Source organism: Bradyrhizobium sp. LMTR 3 (assembly GCF_001693485.1).
GTDB lineage: Bacteria > Pseudomonadota > Alphaproteobacteria > Rhizobiales > Xanthobacteraceae > Bradyrhizobium.
This window is the reverse complement of record NZ_MAXC01000033.1, coordinates 510,671-529,613: the sequence shown is the minus strand read 5'-3', so window position 1 is coordinate 529,613 and position 18,943 is coordinate 510,671. Positions and strand designations below refer to the sequence as shown.

Here is an 18,943-nt window from a genome sequence, read left to right as displayed (position 1 = left end):
CCCGCTTTGTGGTCCCCGGTGGGGCTCGCCGCTTCGATCGCCGCAAACGGCGGTACCCGTTTGCGACGCTCCGCGGCCGACCCTATGCCTCCAAAAGGGTCGGCCGCGCGTTGTACGGGACGATCCGGCGCGACCGCCGGCAAAGACAGGCTCAAGAGTGGAGAGACTGCAAACATGCGTACGCCGAGATGTTTCAGGCAGTTTCTTGCGGTCGTCCTGCTGGCGATCATCCTCCCTGCCCCTGCCTATGCCACCGCGTCGTCGACCGGCGAGCCGGCCTCGCTCCGCAATGAGGCCGAGGATGGCGCTGCGTCCGACCAGCAGGCGGTCAACCGCGAGCTCGAGCTCTTCCGTGGCTCGGCGGTCTCGCTGAGCGAGGCGATGGCCATCGCCGAAGCCCTGCATGCCGGCGCGACGACCGCCGATGTCAGCTTCGACGGCGCGCCGGATTCACCAGTCTACCGCGTCAAGACCCTTCACAACGACCGCATCTGGCACCATGCCATCGACGCCACGACTGGCAAGATCGTCGGCGGCGAAGCCGCCCTTCCCTTGAAGGAGTTCGATGCCGGGGACCGCAGCAACCTCGTTGCACTGAAGACGATCAGGCAGCGCCTGGCAGATGCCGTCCGCGTGGCAGAGCACGCGGCGTCGGGCAAGGCCATCAGCGGCGGCCTGATCCGCGAACGCGGCCGGCTGAATTTCGCGATCGTCGTCATGAGTGGCAACGACCTGAAAGCGGTGATCCTCGAGCCTCCCGGCGCCGCAAGGCGGCGATGACGGGCTCGTCTGCCCCCGTTTGCAGCCCGGATGGGGCGAAAAGCCGTTGACGGCAGCCCCAAGCTGCCGCATAAGTCCGCGCCATGACGACCTCGACCAAAGCGACCACGAAAACCAAAGCACCCTCCGGGGGCTCGGGAGCCGTGCGCGCGTAGTCGAACGATCGCATTATCTGAACCGAAGCCCCGCCTGAAAAGGACCGGGGCTTTTTTATTGCCCGCAGCATTGATGCTCAACCAGAGGATAGACCCGTGAGCCACGAACCCGTTGTAGCCATTGCCGGCGTGACCGGCGCGGTCGGCGCCGAATTCATCGCCACGATGGACAGGCGCAACTTTCCCGTCCGCAGGCTCAAGGCGCTGGCCAGCGCCCGTTCGGCCGGCAAGACCATCGACTTCCGCGGCGAGCAGATCGTGATCGAGGAGCTCACCGAGAAGTCGTTCGAGGGTGTCGACATCGCGTTGTTCTCGGCCGGCGGCGGCATCTCGCGCAAGTTCGCGCCTGCTGCCGTGAAGGCTGGCGCGGTCGTGGTCGACAATTCCTCAGCGTTCCGGATGGACCCGAACGTGCCGCTGGTGATCCCCGAGATCAACGCGGGCCGCATCCGCAACCACAAGGGCATCATCGCCAACCCGAACTGCTCGGCGATCACCGCGTTGGTGCCGCTGTGGCCGATCCACCGCCAGAACCGCATCAAGCGGATGATCGTCTCGACCTACCAGGCGGCAAGCGGCGCAGGCGCGGCCGCCATGGAAGAACTCGTGGAGTCGACCCGCGCCTATCTCGACGGCCGGCCGTTCACGCCCAAGGTGATCCCGCTCCCCTACGCCTTCAACGTCTTCAGCCACAACACGGCGATCGATCCCGACACCGGCTACAACGACGAAGAGACCAAGGTGATCAAGGAGACTCGCAAGATCTTCGAGGACGATCAGATCGCTATCGGCGTGACGTGTGTGCGCGTGCCGGTGCTGCGCGCCCACTGCGAAGCCATCACCTTCGAATGCGAAAAGCCGATCACCGAGGATGAAGTGCGCGCGATCCTGTCGAAGGCGCCGGGCGTCAAGATCGTCGACGACCGGGCAAAGAACTATTTTCCGATGCCGATCGATGCGTCCGGCCAGGACGACGTTCTCGTCGGCCGCATCCGCAAGGATCTCAGCGACGCGTCCGGCCATTCGATCTCGATGTTCGTGTCGGCCGACCAGCTCCTGAAGGGCGCGGCGCTGAACGCGATCCAGATCGCGGAGCTGTTGCCGCAGCGCGCGATGGCGTGAAGGCGACGGATTTGTAGGGTGGGCAAAGCGAAGCGTGCGCACCATTGTGACCGACGGTGCGGAACGATGGTGGGCACGGCGCGGCGCGCCTTTGCCCACCCTACCGCACCTACCGGTTACGCGCCCGTCACGCGCCAGATGACGTTGCCGACATCATCCGCCACCAAGAGCGAGCGGTCGGGACCGAGCGTGACGCCGACCGGTCGTCCGTACGAGACCTTCTCATCGGCTGCGAGAAAGCCCGCCAGAATATCCCGCGGCGGGCCCGATGGGCGGCCGTTCTCGAACGGCACGAAGACGACGGCGTAGCCGCTCAGCGTGCTGCGATTCCAGGAGCCGTGCTGGCCGATCACCATGCCGTCCGGAAAGCCCGGCAGCGTGCCTGATGGCATCCAGCACAGGCCGAGCGAGGCGGTGTGCCCACCGAGCGCATAGTCTGGCGTAATCGCCCTCGCGACCAGGGCCGGGTCCTGCGGCACGCGGTCGTCCACCGTCTGGCCCCAGTAGCAATAGGGCCAGCCATAGAAGCCGCCGCCGCGCACCGACGTCAGATAGTCCGGCGGCGTCTCGTCGCCGAGGCCGTCGCGCTCGTTGACGACGGTCCAGAGCACGCCGGTGTTGGGCTCCCAGGCGAGGCCCACGGGGTTGCGCAGGCCGCTGGCGAAGATACGGCTCGTGCCATTAGCCAGATCGAGCTCATAGATCGCCGCGCGGCCTTGCTCGACCTCCATCCCGCTCTCGGCGATGTTGCTGAGCGAGCCGACGCCGGCATAGAGTTTTTTGCCATCCGCGCTCGGCAGCAGGCTCCGCGTCCAATGCCCGCCGGGCTTGAACGTGACCAGTTTTCGTCCCTCGGCAGTGATGCGGTCCGCACCAGCCACATAGGGAAAGGCAACCACGCCATCGGTGTTGCCGACGTAAAACGTCTCGCCCACCAGCGCCATGCCGAACGGCTGGCTCAGCCCTTCCATGAAAATCCCGCGCGCCTCCGCAACGCCGTCGCCGTCGCGATCACGCAGCAGCGTGATGCGGTTGGCGCTGACGCCGAGCGCCGCGGCACGCCGCATCGTTGCCTGCATCGCATAATGGAACACACTCCTGGGCGGTCCGGCGATCTGCGTCGCCTCGGCAATGAGCACGTCGCCATTGGGCAGCACGTTGATCCAGCGCGGATGGTCCAGGCCGGTCGCAAACGCGTTGACCTTGAGCCCGGGCGCCGCGGTCGGCGTCTCGCCGTCGCTCCAGCCCTGCGCTGTTGGCATCTTGAGCGTCGGGATCGCACCTTGCGGCTTCGCCGCCGGGATCGCCGGCGCGCTGCCCCAGGCCGCTTTGGGCGCGGATCCCTGCAGACGGCGCCACAGCAGCGCCGCGGCGCCGATCAGCGCGACCATTCGTGCGAAAATGCCGGAAAAGTTCATGCAAAAGCCCCTGTAGTTCCCGCGCACCGATGCGCCGAGAGACGGTAGTTATACGATCTTGGCGTCAGCCGCCGAATCAAAGAGACAGGCGTTAGCGCTTTATTGTCAGAGCGCTTCCTCCCTGAACCTTTGCCCGCCCAATTGGGCGGGCCTCTTTTTCCAGCGAGGACGCCCGGCTTCGCCTCAATCCGGTGCGCGAAACAGCAAGCAAGCATCGCCGTAGGAATAGAACCGGTAGCCGGCTGCGATCGCATGCGCATAGGCGCGCTTCATCGTGTCCAGACCGGAGAACGCCGACACCAGCATGAACAGCGTCGAGCGTGGCAGGTGGAAATTGGTCATGAGGATATCGACCGCGCGAAAGCGATAGCCCGGCGTGATGAAGATCGAGGTCTCGCCGTCGAACGGCTGAACGGTGCCGTCTTCGTGCGTGGCGCTCTCCAATAGCCGTAGCGATGTGGTGCCGACAGCTATGATGCGCCCGCCCTGGGCGCGCGCGGCATTCAACGCGGCAGCGGTATCAGCCGAAATCGATCCCCATTCGGCATGCATCCTGTGCTCGGAGGTCTCGTCCACCTTCACCGGCAGGAAAGTCCCTGCCCCGACATGCAGCGTTATCCGATGCAATTCGACACCGTGGCGGCGTAGCGCCGTCTCGAGCTCAGGCGTGAAATGCAGTCCCGCCGTTGGCGCCGCGACCGCCCCCTCATTTGCGGCGAACATGGTCTGATAGTCGGCGGCATCGCGATCGTCGGGCGTGCGTTTGGAGGCGATATAGGGCGGCAGCGGCGGCGTGCCGAGATCGGCGATGGCCTGGTCCAGCGCCGGACCGTGAAACGAAAACGACAGCGTGACCTCGCCCTCTTCGCCCTTGGCCTCGACCTCGGCGTCGAGATGGCCGAGCAGGCAGACCTTTCCCTCATTGCCGAAGCGAACGATGTCGCCAGGCGCGAGCTTCTTCGCCGGCTTGGCCAGCGCCTGCCAGCGCGACCCGTCCAGCCGCTTGATCAACGTCGCCTCGATCTTCGGCTCGGTCTCGCGGCCGATGCGCCGGCCCTTGAGCTGGGCGGAGATCACCTTGGTGTCGTTGACGACGAGTTGGTCGCCGGGCTCCAGCCATTGCGTCAACTCGGCGACGGTTCGATCACGCAGCACCCCATCGGGCTGCACCACCAGCATCCGCGCAGCATCGCGCGGGCTCGCGGGCCGCAGCGCGACGCTGGTGGCGGGGAGTTCGAAGTCGAAGAGATCGGTGCGCATGGCGCCGGTAAGCTCACTTGCCGTCATTCCGGGGCGCATCGAAGATGCGAACCCGGAATCTCGAGATTCCGGGTTCACGCTTCGCGTGCCCCGGAATGACAGAGTCAAATCATGCGTCCAGCGCCATGCGCGCTTTCACGATCTTGTCCGGGTTCTGCACCGGCTCGCCGCGCTTGATCTTGTCGACGTTCTCCATGCCCGACGTGACCTTGCCCCAGACCGTGTACTGGCCGTTGAGGAAGGAGGCGTCATCGAAGCAGATGAAGAACTGGCTGTCGCCGGAATCCGGGTTCGCGGCGCGAGCCATCGAGACCGTGCCGCGCACATGCGGTTCCTTGTTGAACTCGGCCTTCAGCTTGTTGCCGGAACCGCCGGTGCCGGTGCCATGCGGGCAGCCGGTCTGCGCCATGAAGCCCTCGATGACGCGATGGAACACGATGCCGTCGTAAAATCCCTCGCGCACCAGCTTCTTGATCTGAGCGACGTGGCCAGGTGCGAGGTCGGGACGCATTTCGATGGTGACGGGGCCCTGGGTGGTTTCAAGGATCAAAGTATTTTCGGTGTCAGCCATGCTCGTTTCTCTTCCGGTTTGGGTGGACGTTTGCGGGTTCTGAAAGTAACCGCGAAAGGCCGGCCGGCGACCGCACCGCCCAGTCCCTCGGTAAATGGCAACGGCGTACAGCGTTGCAATGTTTCCATGACGGCAGTCCGGTACGCAATCCGGTCATTATCGCTGGGGTTTCCGGATTCATAGGTAATCCTGGGTTGACCGAGAATGGCGCCTTCGCGGTTGAAACTGACGACAACTGTGATGTCCATCGGGTTGGCGCGCGAATAAGGCGGCGGCTGCCAGCAGGAATACAGTTTGGCGAAGACGTCCTTGAGGGTGTCGAGCTGCTGCGGCTGAGCCTCCGCATGCGCACCCGATGCGAGCCACACGAGAGCAGCGGCAAACCAGACGAATGGCTTGCTGCGGCCCGCCGTCATGGCCTCACTTGATGTCGGATGCGACTTGCACCTTCACCATCTTGTCGGGGTCGACGACCGGTTCGCCGCGCTTGATCTTGTCGACCACATCCATGCCCGACACCACTTCGCCGATCACGGTGTACTTGCCGTTCAGCGACGCGCCTTCCGCGAACATGATGAAGAACTGCGAATTCGCCGAGTTGGGATCGCTGGTTCGCGCCATGCCGACGATGCCGCGCTTATACGGCACGTTGGAGAACTCGGCCGGCAGGTTCGGATGTTTCGAGCCGCCGGTGCCGTTGAAATTCTTGCCGTCGCCGGTCTGCGCCATGAAGCCTTCGATCACGCGATGGAACGGCACATTGTTGTAGTAGCCCTCGCGCGCGAGCAGCTTGATGCGTTCGGCATGCTGAGGCGCGATGTCGGTCCGCAGCTTGATCACGATACGGCCCTTGGTGGTGTCGATCACGATCGCATTCGCCTTGTCGAGATTGCCAGGCAGCGGCTGCGCGATTGCGGGAACCGCACAGACGAGCGCGGCGACGAGTGCGAGAATTCGGATCATGAAAGCTCCGGTCATGTGAAACAGGACAGCGCGTAGAAGCGCGTTAACCCGCGAACTTGGCCTTCAGCCTTGCGGCAATCTGGGGCGGCACGAAGGCGGAGTAGTCGCCGCCCATCCCGGCGATCTGGCGAACCAGCGTGGCGGTGATCGGGCGGACCGCGGGCGACGCCGGGACGAACACGGTGTGCACCTCTGGCGCCATCACCTCGTTCATGCCGGCAAGCTGCATTTCGTAGTCCATATCGGTTCCGTCGCGCAGGCCGCGAATCATGATGGTCGCGCCGACCTGCCGCGCCGCAGCTACGGTGAGGTTGTCATAGGTGGTGCAGTCGAAAGCGCAGCCGGCCTTTTGCGCAATCGGCTCACATACCGCCCGAACCATCTCCAGCCGCTCCTCAGTCGAAAACAGCGGTTTTTTGCCGGAATGGACGCCGATGGCGACAATCAGGCGGTCGCACAGCGTCACGGCGTGCCGCAGCACGTCCAGATGGCCGTTGGTGATGGGATCGAATGAACCGGGATAAAGCGCGATACGGGACATATTCCCCTCCTACCGCGCTCCGGGCGGCCCGGCAAGCCGAGTCGGTTCCCTTCGGTTCCGGGTTTTTACTTCAAGTCAGCTAATGAACCAGGCCCTGGAGCCCGGGCGTCCCCGGGCGGCCGGCAATGTTTCGTCCGCCACCGGCCGACGAAACAAAACTCGGCCCGGACGAAACCATTTTCGAACGCGGCGAAGACGGCCGGAAACTTGCGCCCCCTACAAGTTCGCCCAACGAAACGACGGGCCGCCAAGGCCCATGACAGGGGACCGTCATGATCAAGGCTTTTTCCGCCATCGCTGCTGCCGCGTTCATCGCCGCCGCGATGACCGTATTGCCCGGCTTTGCCCCCCAGGTCGAAGCCAGCGTGCCGCAGGCGCTTGCCAAGGGTGACCGCCTGGATATCCGCACCGTCGGCAAGGATTGCTCGCAGCAGGCCTGGCCGAATTTCGAGGCTTCCTGCCTGCGCGCCGCCGGCTCCAAGGCCGTGGTGAGGGAAGCCCGCCTGGTGACCGCCGACCGCACCCCGTAACGGCAAATATTCGTTCCGACCCCACCTCCAAGAAACGCTCTCGTGGCGAGTAGGGATGCCCCCCTGCTCGCCATTGCGTTCTGGAGGCCTGGATTGCGCGAAATTCTTCTGCCTGCCACAGCGCGCGAGCAAGCGTTCGAGGTCTTCGCGGGCCGCGCTTGACGGATTTGTACGTATCAATCAGATGGCCGGACATATTAACAGGGAGGAAACAAGCGCGTGGCCAGCACGATGTTCGACAGCGCCCTCTATCGCGACGTTTTCTCGACGCCGGCCATGCGGACGGTGTTTTCCGACGAGGCACAGCTCAAGGCCTATGTGCAGGCCGAAGTGGCGCTTGCCACGGCGCAAGGCGAAGCCGGCGTGATTCCGCGCGAGGCGGCCGAGGCGATCGCGCGGCAGGCGCTGACGATCGCGCTCGATATCGAGCAGTTGAAGCGCGACACCGAGAACGTCGGCTATCCCATCGTCGGCCTGGTCCGCCAGCTATCGGAGCGACTCGGCGAAGCCGGCCGCTATCTGCATTGGGGGGCGACCACCCAGGACATCATGGATACGGCGACTGTGCTGCAACTGCGCGAAGCGGTCGCGCTGATCGAAGCGCAGCTCGGCGAGGTCATGGCAACTCTTGCCAATCTCGCCCGCCTCCATCGCGATACGCCGATGGCGGGACGGACGCACCTGCAGCAGGCGCTGCCGATCACGTTCGGACACAAGGCAGCGATCTGGCTGTCTGCGCTGCAGCGCTCGGCCGATCGCCTCGAACAGGTCAAGCCTCGCGCTCTTCAGGCTCAGCTCGGCGGCGCGGCGGGAACGCTGGCTTCACTCGGCGATCGCGGACTGGATGTACGTGCCGCCTATGCCCGCGTGCTCGGTCTGGCCGACCCCGACATCACCTGGCATGTCGCCCGCGACGGACTGGTCGAGATGGTGCAGACGCTCGCCGTGATCTGCGGCGCACTCGGCAAGATCGGCTACGACGTCATGATCCTGATGGCAACCGAGATCGGCGAGGTGTTCGAGCCGTTCTCCTCGCATCGCGGCGCATCCTCGACCATGCCGCAGAAGCGCAACCCGATCTCCTCGGAAATTCTGCTGGCGAACGCAAAGGCATCCCGCGACGCCGCTTCGCTGATGCTGGATGCCATGGTTCAGGATCTCGAGCGCGCAACCGGGCCCTGGCACTGCGAATGGCTGGCATTGCCCCAAGTCTGTTTGCTGACGGCCGGATCGCTGGCGCAGGCGCAATTCATGCTGTCCGGCCTGATCGTCGATCCCCAGGCGATGAAGCGAAACCTGCAATCCACGCGCGGGCTGATCGTCGCCGAAGCAGTCATGATGGGGCTCGCGCCCGCGCTTGGGCGCCAGTTGGCCCATGATGAGGTCTATGCCGCCTGCCGCGATGCGTTCGACCGCGGCGACGCGCTGCTCGATGCCGCGCTGCGCCGCCCTGCCATCGCATCGGCCGTGCCGCGCGATCGGCTGGCCGCGTTGTGCGAGCCGTCAAACTATCTCGGCACCGCGGGAGCGATGGTCGACCGCGTGCTCGCGCGACACAGCAAACGATAAGTACGATCAATAAACATCAGGGAGGAAAACTCCGCTACAATCCGATCATCGATCACGAACATCTCGGACGGCCTGGTGATCTTCTGCAGGTGCTGATCGTGACCTTCCGCCGGGCGACTTCCACGCCCGTTTCCGCTCTCGGCCGTGTACTCATAAGACCTGTGGCGTGACGTACAGAAGTAGTGTCTGCTCGGTCCTAAAGCGACGCGTTACCGCACGGCAGCGTAATGACGCGAAGGGCCAAGAGCCGACTATCGCGGATCGGAGCCGAGTCCACCTCTTTCGGAACTCCTGCAGCCGGCAGAGATCCCTTTGGAGCGCGCGCTCGATCTGGTAGAATTCGCACGAGCGAGGAGGAAGCCGTGGACGAGCTGGAGCGCTGGCTGGCGCCGCTTGGGCTGATGCAGCTCGCACCCGCGTTGCGGGCGAACGATGTCGATCTCAAGATCCTGCCTGAGCTGAGCGAGGCGGACCTGGAGAAGCTCGGTCTCTCGCTTGGCCAGCGCAAGAAGCTATTGAAAGCGGCCGCATGCCTGCCACAGCCCTCGGAATTGGCAGGCCCGAGCGCCGCGTCGGCGCCAAGCCTCAGTGCCGTCTCCTCGGCCGAACGTCGGCAGCTCACGGTGATGTTCTGCGACCTCGTCGGTTCGACCGCGCTATCGGCTGGTCTTGACCCCGAGGACCTACGCGAGGTGATTGGCGCCTATCACCGCTGCGTAGCTGAGACGGTCGCCCGCTTCGACGGCTTCGTCGCCAAGTACATGGGCGACGGCGTACTGCTTTATTTCGGCTATCCGCATGCGCACGAGGACGACGCCGAGCGAGCGGTGCGCGCCGGTTTGGCCCTTATCGACGCCGTCGACCAACTGCAAACCTCCGAGCGCCTTCGGGTCCGCATCGGCATCGGCACCGGGCTAGTCGTGGTCGGCGACCTCATTGGCTCGGGCGAAGCACAGGAACGCGTCGTGGTAGGCGAGACGCCCAACCTCGCGGCGCGCCTGCAAGCTCTTGGCGAGCCGAACACCATTGTCGTCGGCCCCACGACGCGCCACCTGCTGGGTGATCTTTTCGAGTACCGTGATCTCGGCACGGTTGCGATGAAGGGCTTCCCGCAGCCGGTCCGAGCCTATCAGGTGCTCCGGTCGAGCGCCGTCGAGAGCCGGTTTGAAGCATTTCATTCGGCCGGTCTGACCCCGCTGGTCGGTCGCGAGGAGGAGATCGAACTACTGCTGCGCCGGTGGCAGCGAGCGATCTCTGGCGAGGGGCAGGTGGTGCTGCTCTCAGCCGAGCCCGGGGTCGGGAAATCGCGGCTCGTGGCGGCCCTCCAGGAGAAGCTTCAAGCCGAACCGTACTCGCGCCCGCGCTGCTTCTGCTCGCCGCACCACCAGGGCAGCGCGCTGTACCCCGTGATCAAGCAACTGGAGCGGGCGGCCCGGTTCGCCCGGGACGATCCGCTGGCGGTCAAGCTCGACAAACTCGAGGCGCTATTGGCGGGCGCAGCGACCACCACCGAGGACGTGCCACTCTTGGCGGAACTGCTGTCGTTGCCCTCCGACCGCTATAGTCTGGCAGCGCTCAGTCCGCAGGCGAAGAAGGAGCGCACGCTTCAGGCGCTGATCCGGCACGTGGAGAACCTGTCTCAGCGCAATCCCGTGCTGATGGTCTTCGAAGACGTGCACTGGATCGACCCGACCTCGCTTGAACTGCTCCAGATGACGGTCGATCGCGTGCAGCAGCTACCGGTGCTGTTGCTCCTCACCTTCCGACCGGAGTTCCCGCCACCATGGATCGGCCAGCCGCACGTCACGATGCTGACGCTTGGTCGCTTGAACCGCCGCGACACCGCAACCCTCGTGGAGCGGGTAGTCGGCGAGAAGGTGCTGCCTCGCGCGATCGTCCACGAAATCGTCGACCGCACGGACGGCGTGCCGCTGTTCGTTGAGGAACTGACCAAGGCGGTGCTCGAAACAGGAGCCGTTGAAGGGGATGCCAAGGCTGTGCTATCGCGAATCTCGCCGGGTGCACTCGCCGTCCCGGCCACCCTGCACGCCTCGCTCCTTGCCCGTCTCGACCGCCTCGGCCCGGAAGCCAAAGAAATTGCCCAGACCGGCGCCGCTATTGGCCGGGAGTTCTCCGACGATCTGATACGGGCCGTCTCGCCGCTGCCGGAAGCTCCCTTGCAGGCGGCCCTCGAACAGCTCACTGCGTCACAGTTGATTTTCCATCGTGGTTCATCGGCCTATAGCTTCAAGCACGCCCTGGTCCAGGACACCGCCTACGGCACACTGCTGCGCAGCAGGCGGCAACCTCTACACGCGCGCATCGCGCGGGCGCTGGAGGAGCATTTCCCAGACATTGCAGCCACCCAGCCGGAGGTGCTTGCGCACCACTTCACCGAGGCTAATCTGACCGAAAGCGCTGTTGCCTACTGGCGCAAGGCCGGCCAGCGCGCAGCCGAGCGCTCGGCACACGCGGAGGCGATCGCCCATCTCCGCAATGGGCTGATCGTCGCAGAGCAAGTTGCCGATCCGGCGGAACGCGCCTGCCGCGAACTCGAGTTGCAGCTCGTGCTTGCGCCGGTGCTGATCGCCACCAAGAGCTGGTCGGCACCGGAGGTGGAGCAAGCATACCTGCGCGCCCGCGACCTGTGCCGGCAAGCTGGCGATGTGGTGCAGCTCTTTACCGTCAGTTGGGGATTGTGGCTCGTGTACCAGCAGCGCTGCGAGTTCAAGACGGCTCGCGATCTGTTGGACGAGCTGTTCGCAGTCGCTCGGCGGAGCGCCGATCCGGGACTCCTCCTGCAGGCGCATCATGCCGCATGGACAACGCTTCTCAATCTCCCGGAGCCGACCGCGTGCCGTGCGCATCTCGAGGCGGGACTGACGCTCTATCGGCCGGACGCGTACCGGGCTCACAAGTTCCTCTACGGCAGCCACGACGCGGGCGTCTGCAACCGATACACCGCGGCCGCGGCGCTGTGGCCGCTTGGTTTCCCTCAGCAGGCGCTTGCGATGGCGCGCGAGGCCGTGAGCATGGCGCGGGAGCTGTCGCATCCCTTTAGCCTTGTTCTCGCCCTGGTGTTCGCGGGGATGATCTACCAGCATCGGCGGGAAGCGGAGCCGGCCCTGGAGCAAGCGGAGGCCGCAATCGCGGTGTGCGCCGAGCATGGCATCGCACCGCACTTGGCGGCGGCTGGAAGCATCTTGCGGGGCTGGGCGATCGCGGAACGCGGCCAGGCGGTGGAAGGGATCGCGGAGGTTCGCGGCGGTCTCGCAGCCGTCGAGCCGACGGGCGTGCGCATCCGTCGACCTTATTATCTCGCACTACTGGCTGAAGCTTTGGCGTGGGTCGGTGAAATCGAGCAAGGATTGACTGCGCTGGCCGAAGCTACGACCGCTGTCGAGGAGACCGGCGAGCAGCGATGGGAGGCGGAAATTTATCGCTTGATTGGGGAGCTTACGATGGCAAGGCCAGGCGGCGACAGGACCGAAGCGGAAGCGTACTTTCGGCGAGCGGTTGACGTGGCCGGTCGCCAGAGCGCGAAGGCCCTGGAGCTGCGCGCCACCATGAGCTTGGCCCGGCTCTGGCGTGATCAGGGCAAGCAGCGGCAGGCCGGTGATCTTCTCGCGCCGGTCTATGGCTGGTTCACGGAAGGTTTCGACACCCCTGATCTGCGGGAGGCCAAGGCGCTGCTTGATGCGCTCCAGTGACGCTCCTGTATGTCAATCGGCGCCGAGGTTGAACCTAGATCGGCAACGCTCCGGAATGTCCGGTGTGATCTGAAAGTTTGTGCCAATCGCGGCGGAACCCGGCCCGTCGGCAAGCCGGTTCAATTCTGTGATTGGGCTACAGGGCCGGCGCTCTCGCGAGGGTTGGAGGCGACTTGAGGTAAAGCAAGGGTGAAAGCATCGACCAGCCGACGTCGCCAAGGTTGCGTCAGCATCGATAGCTTGCCTTCGAGCAGAGCTGCCCTTTCCCGGGCTCCCACGCTTTCCGTGCTGACTTTGAGCAGTTCGGCCAACAGCTTGTTCGTGCGTTCGCATTCTCTTTCAAAGTCGCCCCGATGGCCGGCGGCAATCACCTTCATCTCCGCCAGCTCGGCCTGCAACGTCTCGATTTGCTGCTTTAGGGCGGTGACCACCTGGTGACCGGCCTGCGTTTGCGGCTGACGGGGTATTGGGGAATGGCTGAATTCGCTGAGATCGATCTGGACTAGCGTCTTGCCGTCGTTGGAGCGGGAGCGCGGCCATCGGTGTCGCTTCACCAGAGCGCGGGCAGCCTCTGGGGAAATCTTGAGCCGTTCGCCCAGACCGGCATACGTCAGCATCTCGACGGGCATGAGATCCGCTCCCGTTGGCCGGACGGTCACCACCCGGACACAGCAAACGGTATCAATCTATAGTTAATGCTTGGTTTACCGTAGACGGGAGCCCTGACGCGGCGCGCCGGGGCGAGCGTCCAGCTCTTTCGGACTACGCACCTTGTCATTCCGGGATGCGCAGCACGCAGGCCCGGAATCCATCGCGCCGCAAACGCAAATGGCGGGATGGATTCCGGGCTCATCGCGTTCGTGATGCCCGGGATGACGGTGGACGGCGCTAGCCGCCATTCCCGTTCACGCCGTTCTCGTCTTCCGAGATATGCTCGACCGACACCACGTGCTCGTCCTCGGCGGTATCGAACACGATGACGCCTTGGGTCGAGCGGCCGGCGATGCGTATGTCCTCGACCGGGCAGCGGATGAGCTGGCCCTTGTCGGTGACCAGCATGATCTGATCGCTGTGCTCAACCGGGAACGACGCCACCAGCTTGCCGTTGCGGTTGTTGACGCTCATTGCGACGATGCCTTTGCCGCCGCGGCCGGTGGTGCGGTACTCGTAGGACGAGGTACGCTTGCCGTAGCCGTTGACGGAGACCGTCAGCACCACCTGCTCCTGCGCCGACATTTCGGCGTAGCGCTCCTGCGAGAGCTGGAGCGAACCCGAAGTCTCCTCGCCCTCGGCATCAACGGGCTCTTCCGCCGCGGTTTCGCCGGCTACCGCGCGGCGCATCTTCAGGTAGGCCGACCGCTCGTCCGAGGTGGTCTCGACATGGCGCAGGATCGCCAGCGAGATCAATTTATCGCCTCCCGCCAGCGCAATGCCGCGCACGCCCATCGATGTGCGCCCCGTGAAGACGCGCACATCGGTGACCGGGAAGCGGATGCACTGCCCGCCGGCCGCCGTCAGCAGCACGTCGTCGCGCTCGGTGCAGATCTGCACGTCGACGATCGATTCACCCTCCCCGAGCTTCATGGCGATGATGCCGGAGCGGCGGACGTCGACGAAGTCGGATAGCTTGTTGCGGCGGACCGTGCCCCCGGTGGTAGCGAACATCACGTCGAGATTGCCCCAGGAGGATTCATCCTCCGGCAACGGCATGATGGTGGTGATACGCTCGCCCTGCTCCAGCGGCAGGATGTTGATCATCGCCTTGCCGCGCGCGTTCGGCGCCGCCACCGGCAGCCGCCAGACCTTTTCCTTGTAGACCTGGCCGCGCGAGGAGAAGAACAGCACCGGCGTATGGGTCGAGGCCACGAACAGCCGGCTCACAAAATCCTCGTCGCGGGTCTGCATGCCGGCGCGGCCCTTGCCGCCGCGGCGCTGGGCGCGATAGGTCGAGAGCGGCACGCGCTTGACGTAGCCGGCGTGCGAGACCGTGACCACCATGTCCTCGCGCTGGATCAGGTCCTCGTCCTCGACCTCGCCTTCCTGCTCGACGATCACGGTTTTGCGCGGGGTCGCGAACTCGTTCTTCACCGCGGCGAGTTCGTCCTTGATGATCGCCTGCACACGCGCGCGCGAGCGCAGGATTTCCAGGTAATCGGCGATTTCCACCGCAAGCTTGTCGAGATCTTCCGAAATCTCGTCCCGGCCGAGCGCGGTCAGCCGCTGCAGGCGCAGGTCGAGAATGGCCTTGGCCTGCTCCAACGACAGCCGCGCGGTGCCGTCGGGCGCCATCCGGTGACGGGGATCGTCGATCAGCGTGATCATCGCCTCCACGTCCTTCGCCGGCCAATCGCGCGACATCAACGTATCCCGCGCCGTGTTCGGATCGGGCGAAGTTCTGATCACGCGAATGATCTCGTCGATATTCGCCACCGCAATCGCGAGGCCAACCAGGATATGAGCGCGGTCGCGCGCCCTGTTGAGCAGGAATTTGGTGCGACGGGTGACGACCTGCTCGCGGAATGCAATGAACAGCGTCAGCAGGTCTTTCAAATTCATCAATTGCGGCCGGCCACCATCCAGCGCCACCATGTTAGCACCGAAATTGGTCTGCAGCGGCGTGAAGCGATAGAGCTGGTTCAGCACCACGTCGGGCACTGCATCGCGCTTCAGTTCGACCACGACGCGGAATCCGTCGCGGTCGGATTCGTCGCGCAGGTCGGAAATGCCGTCGATCTTCTTCTCGCGCACCAGTTCGGCGATGCGCTCGACCATGGTGGCCTTGTTCACCTGGTAGGGAATTTCGGTGATGATGATCGCTTCGCGATCCTTGCGGATGGTGTCGATCGTCACCTTGCCGCGCATCACGATCGAGCCACGGCCGAGGTGATAGGCCGAGCGGATGCCCTGGCGGCCGAGAATGATGCCCCCCGTCGGGAAATCCGGGCCCGGCACGATGTTGATGAGATCGTCGATGGCAAGCGCAGGGTTGTCGATCAGCGCCACGCAGGCGTCGATGACTTCGCCGAGGTTGTGCGGCGGAATGTTGGTGGCCATGCCGACCGCGATGCCGCCGGCGCCGTTGACCAAAAGGTTCGGGAACTTCGCCGGCAGGACCGACGGCTCTTTCTCCGAACTGTCGTAGTTCGGCTGGAAGTCGACCGTATCCTTGTCGATGTCGTCGAGCAGGCTCTGCGCGATCTTGGTCAGGCGGGATTCGGTGTAGCGCATGGCCGCCGCCATATCGCCGTCGACCGAGCCGAAATTGCCTTGGCCGTCGATCAGCGGCACGCGCATGGAAAATTCCTGCGCCATGCGCACCAGGGCGTCATAGACCGACTGATCGCCGTGGGGGTGGTATTTACCGATGACGTCGCCGACCGTGCGCGCCGATTTGCGGTACGGCTTGTTCCACTCGAAGCCGTTCTCGTGCATCGCGTAGAGAATGCGGCGATGCACGGGCTTGAGCCCGTCGCGCGCGTCCGGCAGCGCCCGCGCCACGATCACGCTCATGGCGTAATCGAGGTAGGAGCGTTTCATCTCGTCGAGAATGGAAACGGGGCGAATGTCGGAATGCTCCGGCGGCTCGCCGGACTTGTCGTCTTCGTTATCGGACAAAGGGGAATCCAGTCAGTTCTCAGCTAAGAATCATATAGCGCATCGAGGGTCCGATAACCACCCCGAAGCTGTCAGGAGGAAGCTGTTTTTCCGCTCGTTTTTTCATAGACTTACCGGGATCGGAGACAGCTCGCCCGAGCCCTGCCGGAACCGCCATTTCAGGGCCGGAGGGCGGTGTCAAAAGTGATGTTCCCGCGGTCGGCCTAATGGCCAAAAAGCACGGCGTGCATGATCCGCCCAGGGACGAACGTGAACAGCCCGGCGATGATCAATCCGCCGGCGAAAATACCGATCATCGTCTTGCGATGGCGGCTCACATTGTGCCGGCGCGCAGCGATGACGGCGATCGGCAGCATCAGCAGAACCATGACCGACAGGAGATGGATCGGACTCCAGGGGCCGAGCAGCCGGATCTCGTGGATCCAGAACGAGCTGGCGGCGACGACGGCCATCAGGCCGACCCAGATCCAGCCAACCGTCCGGTGCGGCAGCGTTCCCTTTGGCGCGGCCAATTGAACGACACCGAGCGCAAACGCCGCCATGGCGGCAAAGGCATGAACCGGTATGGCGGGAGCGGCATCCAGTAGCGGTGCAAGCGACATCTGAAACTCCCGGCGACCGCACGTGTGATGCAGGGTTCCCGCATCATGTAAGAAGTATTTACATCAATCTTTCCACTGTCAAGTTCGATCCTATCGCGCTTGCCCCCAGGTTCAAGCTTCTGCCGGGCCATTCAAAACGCATGCGTTCGTCATGGTCAGGTCAACCCCGATCATCCTTGCAGATTTGGCTGCCGTGGAATTGCAGGCGCACGAAGGCATTCGGCGCGAGATAGGCCGAATGCCTCAAACTAACGCTCTACCGAAAATGCGATTCTGCCGGGTGATTTCGCACTCAGAACGGGATGTCGTCGTCCATATCGCTGTTGCGGCTGCCCGCCGCGACCGCCCGCCGCGGCGCGGAGCTGGCCGGACCGCTCGAGCCGAAATCACCGGAATCATCGGAGCCGAAGCTGCCGCCCCCACCGCCGCTGCGGCCGTCGAGCATGGTCAGGTTCGAGTTAAAGCCCTGCAGTACGACCTCGGTCGAGTATTTGTCGACCCCGCTCTGATCCGTCCATTTGCGCGTCTGTAACTGGCCTTCGATGTAAACCTTGGCGCCCTTCTTCAGATACTGTTCGGCGACCTTGCAGAGACCCTCGTTGAAGATCACCACGCGGTGCCACTCGGTCTTTTCCTTGCGCTCGCCGGTGCCTTTGTCGCGCCAGGTCTCCGATGTCGCGATGCTCAGATTGGCGATCGGTCGCCCGTCCTGTGTCCGCCGGATTTCAGGATCCTTGCCGAGGTTGCCGACCAGAATCACCTTGTTCACGCTTCCCGCCATCGCCGCTCTCCACTCAATATCGCCGGCAAAAATCACTGGTCCGGCCGCTTCCGTGCCGGCCGTCTTCAATTCTTGACCTGTCGCTTGTCCGTTTCCGCGTCCGCTCCCGGACATCCGGACCCTATACACTGACAGACCCCGCTGACTTGGCGATCGCTCGGCAAGTCGCCGGTTATCCACATATAGCATCGCCTATGTGCACGTTCCAGCTTTGTTCCGGATAACGTCCCATGTGCGCTTGCTGGCGGCTCTACAATCTTTAAGCGAACCCCGGGAACTCACGGGGGAACCGAAAGAGACGAAATGGAACCCGAAAATTCCCGCCTCGGTTCCAATTATACCAGATAAATCATAAGCTTGTTCCACAAACTTGGTGGGCGCCTGTTGCATCCGGGACACGCCATTTCCGCGCGAGTCACGCTATAGAATTCTCCAGCGGCGCGGGCGCTCGCGTCACAACAACGCTTCAGGCCTAGCGGGAAGCGGACAAAACTGGGGATAGATCATGAAGAAGTATCTGTTGGCTACAGTTGCGCTCATTGCGTTCGCCGCACCTGCGGCGGCGGCCGACCTTGCTGCGCGCCCTTACACCAAGGCGCCGCCCGCTCCGATCGCCGCCGTGTATGATTGGACTGGCTTCTACATCGGCGCCAACGGCGGCTGGGGTTCGGGCCGCAAGTGCTGGGATCTCACCGCCGACGTCGTGGGTCCTTTCGTTCCGCCCCTGGCCGAAGGTTGCCATGACGCGACGGGCGGCACGGCCGGCGGTCAACTCGGCTACCGCTGGCAGGCCGGTACCTGGGTGTTTGGCGTGGAAGGGCAAGGCAACTGGGCTGACTTCACGGGCTCCAACACAAGTTTGGCCTTGCTCGCTCCCACTGAGAATGAGTCGAGGATCAACGCGTTCGGACTGATCACCGGTCAGGTCGGTTATGCCTGGAACAACGTCCTGCTCTACGTAAAGGGCGGCGCTGCGGTGACCAGCGACAAGTACAGGGGATTCGATATCCCGACCGGGCTTCTGGTCGACAGCGCCAAGGAAACGCGTTGGGGCGGCGTCGTTGGTGCCGGTCTCGAAGTCGGCTTCGCCCCGAACTGGTCGGTTGGCGTCGAGTACAACCACCTGTTCATGGGTGACCGCGACGTCGACTTTGCTGCATCCGGCATCTTTGCTCCGGCCGGCTCGTTTTCGAGGACTAGTAACATCAGCCAGGACGTCGATCTCGTCACGGTCCGCGTCAACTACCGCTGGGGCGGCCCGGTCATCGGGAGGTACTGACCGCAACACCAGCGCGGGACTACGGAAAGGCCGGCTTCATGCCGGCC

The 18,943-nt window shown here is 64.1% G+C and carries 16 protein-coding genes; 6 read left to right on the top strand and 10 right to left on the bottom strand.

The annotated features are described in order from the left end of the window. The first annotated feature begins 174 nt into the window (after window positions 1-174). Window positions 175-780, top strand: a complete 606-nt coding sequence (locus tag LMTR3_RS23305; protein ID WP_065747300.1) for a PepSY domain-containing protein — start codon at window positions 175-177, stop codon at window positions 778-780. Window positions 781-1,031: 251 nt separating this feature from the next. Then, window positions 1,032-2,057: an aspartate-semialdehyde dehydrogenase gene (locus LMTR3_RS23300; protein ID WP_065747299.1), complete on the top strand. Its 1,026-nt coding sequence runs from the start codon at window positions 1,032-1,034 to the stop codon at window positions 2,055-2,057. A 116-nt stretch (window positions 2,058-2,173) separates the two neighbouring features. Here the strand turns inward: LMTR3_RS23300 and LMTR3_RS23295 are convergent, their stop codons facing one another. From LMTR3_RS23295 to coaD, 6 genes are all read right to left on the bottom strand, one after another. Next, window positions 2,174-3,475, bottom strand: a complete 1,302-nt coding sequence (locus LMTR3_RS23295) for a PQQ-dependent sugar dehydrogenase (RefSeq protein ID WP_065747298.1) — start codon at window positions 3,473-3,475, stop codon at window positions 2,174-2,176. Window positions 3,476-3,658: 183 nt separating this feature from the next. After that, window positions 3,659-4,735 (bottom strand): tRNA preQ1(34) S-adenosylmethionine ribosyltransferase-isomerase QueA, encoded by a 1,077-nt coding sequence (gene queA / locus LMTR3_RS23290; RefSeq protein WP_065747389.1) that lies wholly within the window; start codon window positions 4,733-4,735, stop codon window positions 3,659-3,661. Window positions 4,736-4,844: 109 nt separating this feature from the next. Then, window positions 4,845-5,306, bottom strand: coding sequence for a peptidylprolyl isomerase (locus tag LMTR3_RS23285; RefSeq protein ID WP_065747297.1), 462 nt, complete (start codon window positions 5,304-5,306; stop codon window positions 4,845-4,847). Further along, window positions 5,282-5,722, bottom strand: coding sequence for a UCP034077 family protein (locus tag LMTR3_RS23280; RefSeq protein ID WP_065747388.1), 441 nt, complete (start codon window positions 5,720-5,722; stop codon window positions 5,282-5,284). Before LMTR3_RS23280 ends, LMTR3_RS23285 begins: the two co-directional genes overlap by 25 nt. Before the next feature lie 4 nt (window positions 5,723-5,726). Then, entirely contained in the window at window positions 5,727-6,269 is a 543-nt protein-coding gene (locus LMTR3_RS23275) for a peptidylprolyl isomerase (protein WP_065747387.1), read from the bottom strand. A gap of 43 nt (window positions 6,270-6,312) precedes the next feature. Beyond that, window positions 6,313-6,810: a pantetheine-phosphate adenylyltransferase gene (coaD, locus tag LMTR3_RS23270; protein WP_065747296.1), complete on the bottom strand. Its 498-nt coding sequence runs from the start codon at window positions 6,808-6,810 to the stop codon at window positions 6,313-6,315. Between the two features lie 272 nt (window positions 6,811-7,082). Between coaD and LMTR3_RS23265 the strand changes: the two genes are divergently transcribed. From LMTR3_RS23265 to LMTR3_RS23255, 3 genes are all read left to right on the top strand, one after another. Continuing rightward, window positions 7,083-7,340 carry a hypothetical protein gene (locus tag LMTR3_RS23265; protein ID WP_028345952.1) on the top strand — a complete coding sequence of 86 codons (258 nt, stop codon included), beginning with the start codon at window positions 7,083-7,085 and terminating at the stop codon, window positions 7,338-7,340. 231 nt (window positions 7,341-7,571) lie between these two features. Then, window positions 7,572-8,909: a 3-carboxy-cis,cis-muconate cycloisomerase gene (pcaB, locus tag LMTR3_RS23260; RefSeq protein ID WP_065747295.1), complete on the top strand. Its 1,338-nt coding sequence runs from the start codon at window positions 7,572-7,574 to the stop codon at window positions 8,907-8,909. A 362-nt stretch (window positions 8,910-9,271) separates the two neighbouring features. Beyond that, entirely contained in the window at window positions 9,272-12,619 is a 3,348-nt protein-coding gene (locus LMTR3_RS23255) for an adenylate/guanylate cyclase domain-containing protein (RefSeq protein WP_245319976.1), read from the top strand. A gap of 119 nt (window positions 12,620-12,738) precedes the next feature. Here LMTR3_RS23255 and LMTR3_RS23250 read toward each other — a convergent pair whose 3' ends face one another. The 4 genes from LMTR3_RS23250 to LMTR3_RS23235 all read right to left on the bottom strand — a co-directional run bounded on the left by LMTR3_RS23250 (window position 12,739) and on the right by LMTR3_RS23235 (window position 17,617). Beyond that, window positions 12,739-13,248: a hypothetical protein gene (locus LMTR3_RS23250; protein WP_065747294.1), complete on the bottom strand. Its 510-nt coding sequence runs from the start codon at window positions 13,246-13,248 to the stop codon at window positions 12,739-12,741. A 259-nt stretch (window positions 13,249-13,507) separates the two neighbouring features. Then, window positions 13,508-16,234, bottom strand: coding sequence for a DNA gyrase subunit A (gyrA, locus tag LMTR3_RS23245; protein WP_065747293.1), 2,727 nt, complete (start codon window positions 16,232-16,234; stop codon window positions 13,508-13,510). A gap of 203 nt (window positions 16,235-16,437) precedes the next feature. Beyond that, entirely contained in the window at window positions 16,438-16,836 is a 399-nt protein-coding gene (locus LMTR3_RS23240) for a DUF2306 domain-containing protein (protein WP_065747292.1), read from the bottom strand. 292 nt (window positions 16,837-17,128) lie between these two features. Beyond that, a complete protein-coding gene (locus LMTR3_RS23235; RefSeq protein WP_057841921.1) occupies window positions 17,129-17,617 on the bottom strand; it encodes a single-stranded DNA-binding protein in 489 nt (162 codons plus the stop codon). Window positions 17,618-18,122: 505 nt separating this feature from the next. On the opposite strand from LMTR3_RS23235, the gene LMTR3_RS23230 reads away from it, so the two are divergent. After that, complete coding sequence (locus LMTR3_RS23230; RefSeq protein ID WP_065747291.1) at window positions 18,123-18,896, top strand: outer membrane protein; 774 nt, start codon at window positions 18,123-18,125, stop codon at window positions 18,894-18,896. Window positions 18,897-18,943: the final 47 nt, after the last annotated feature.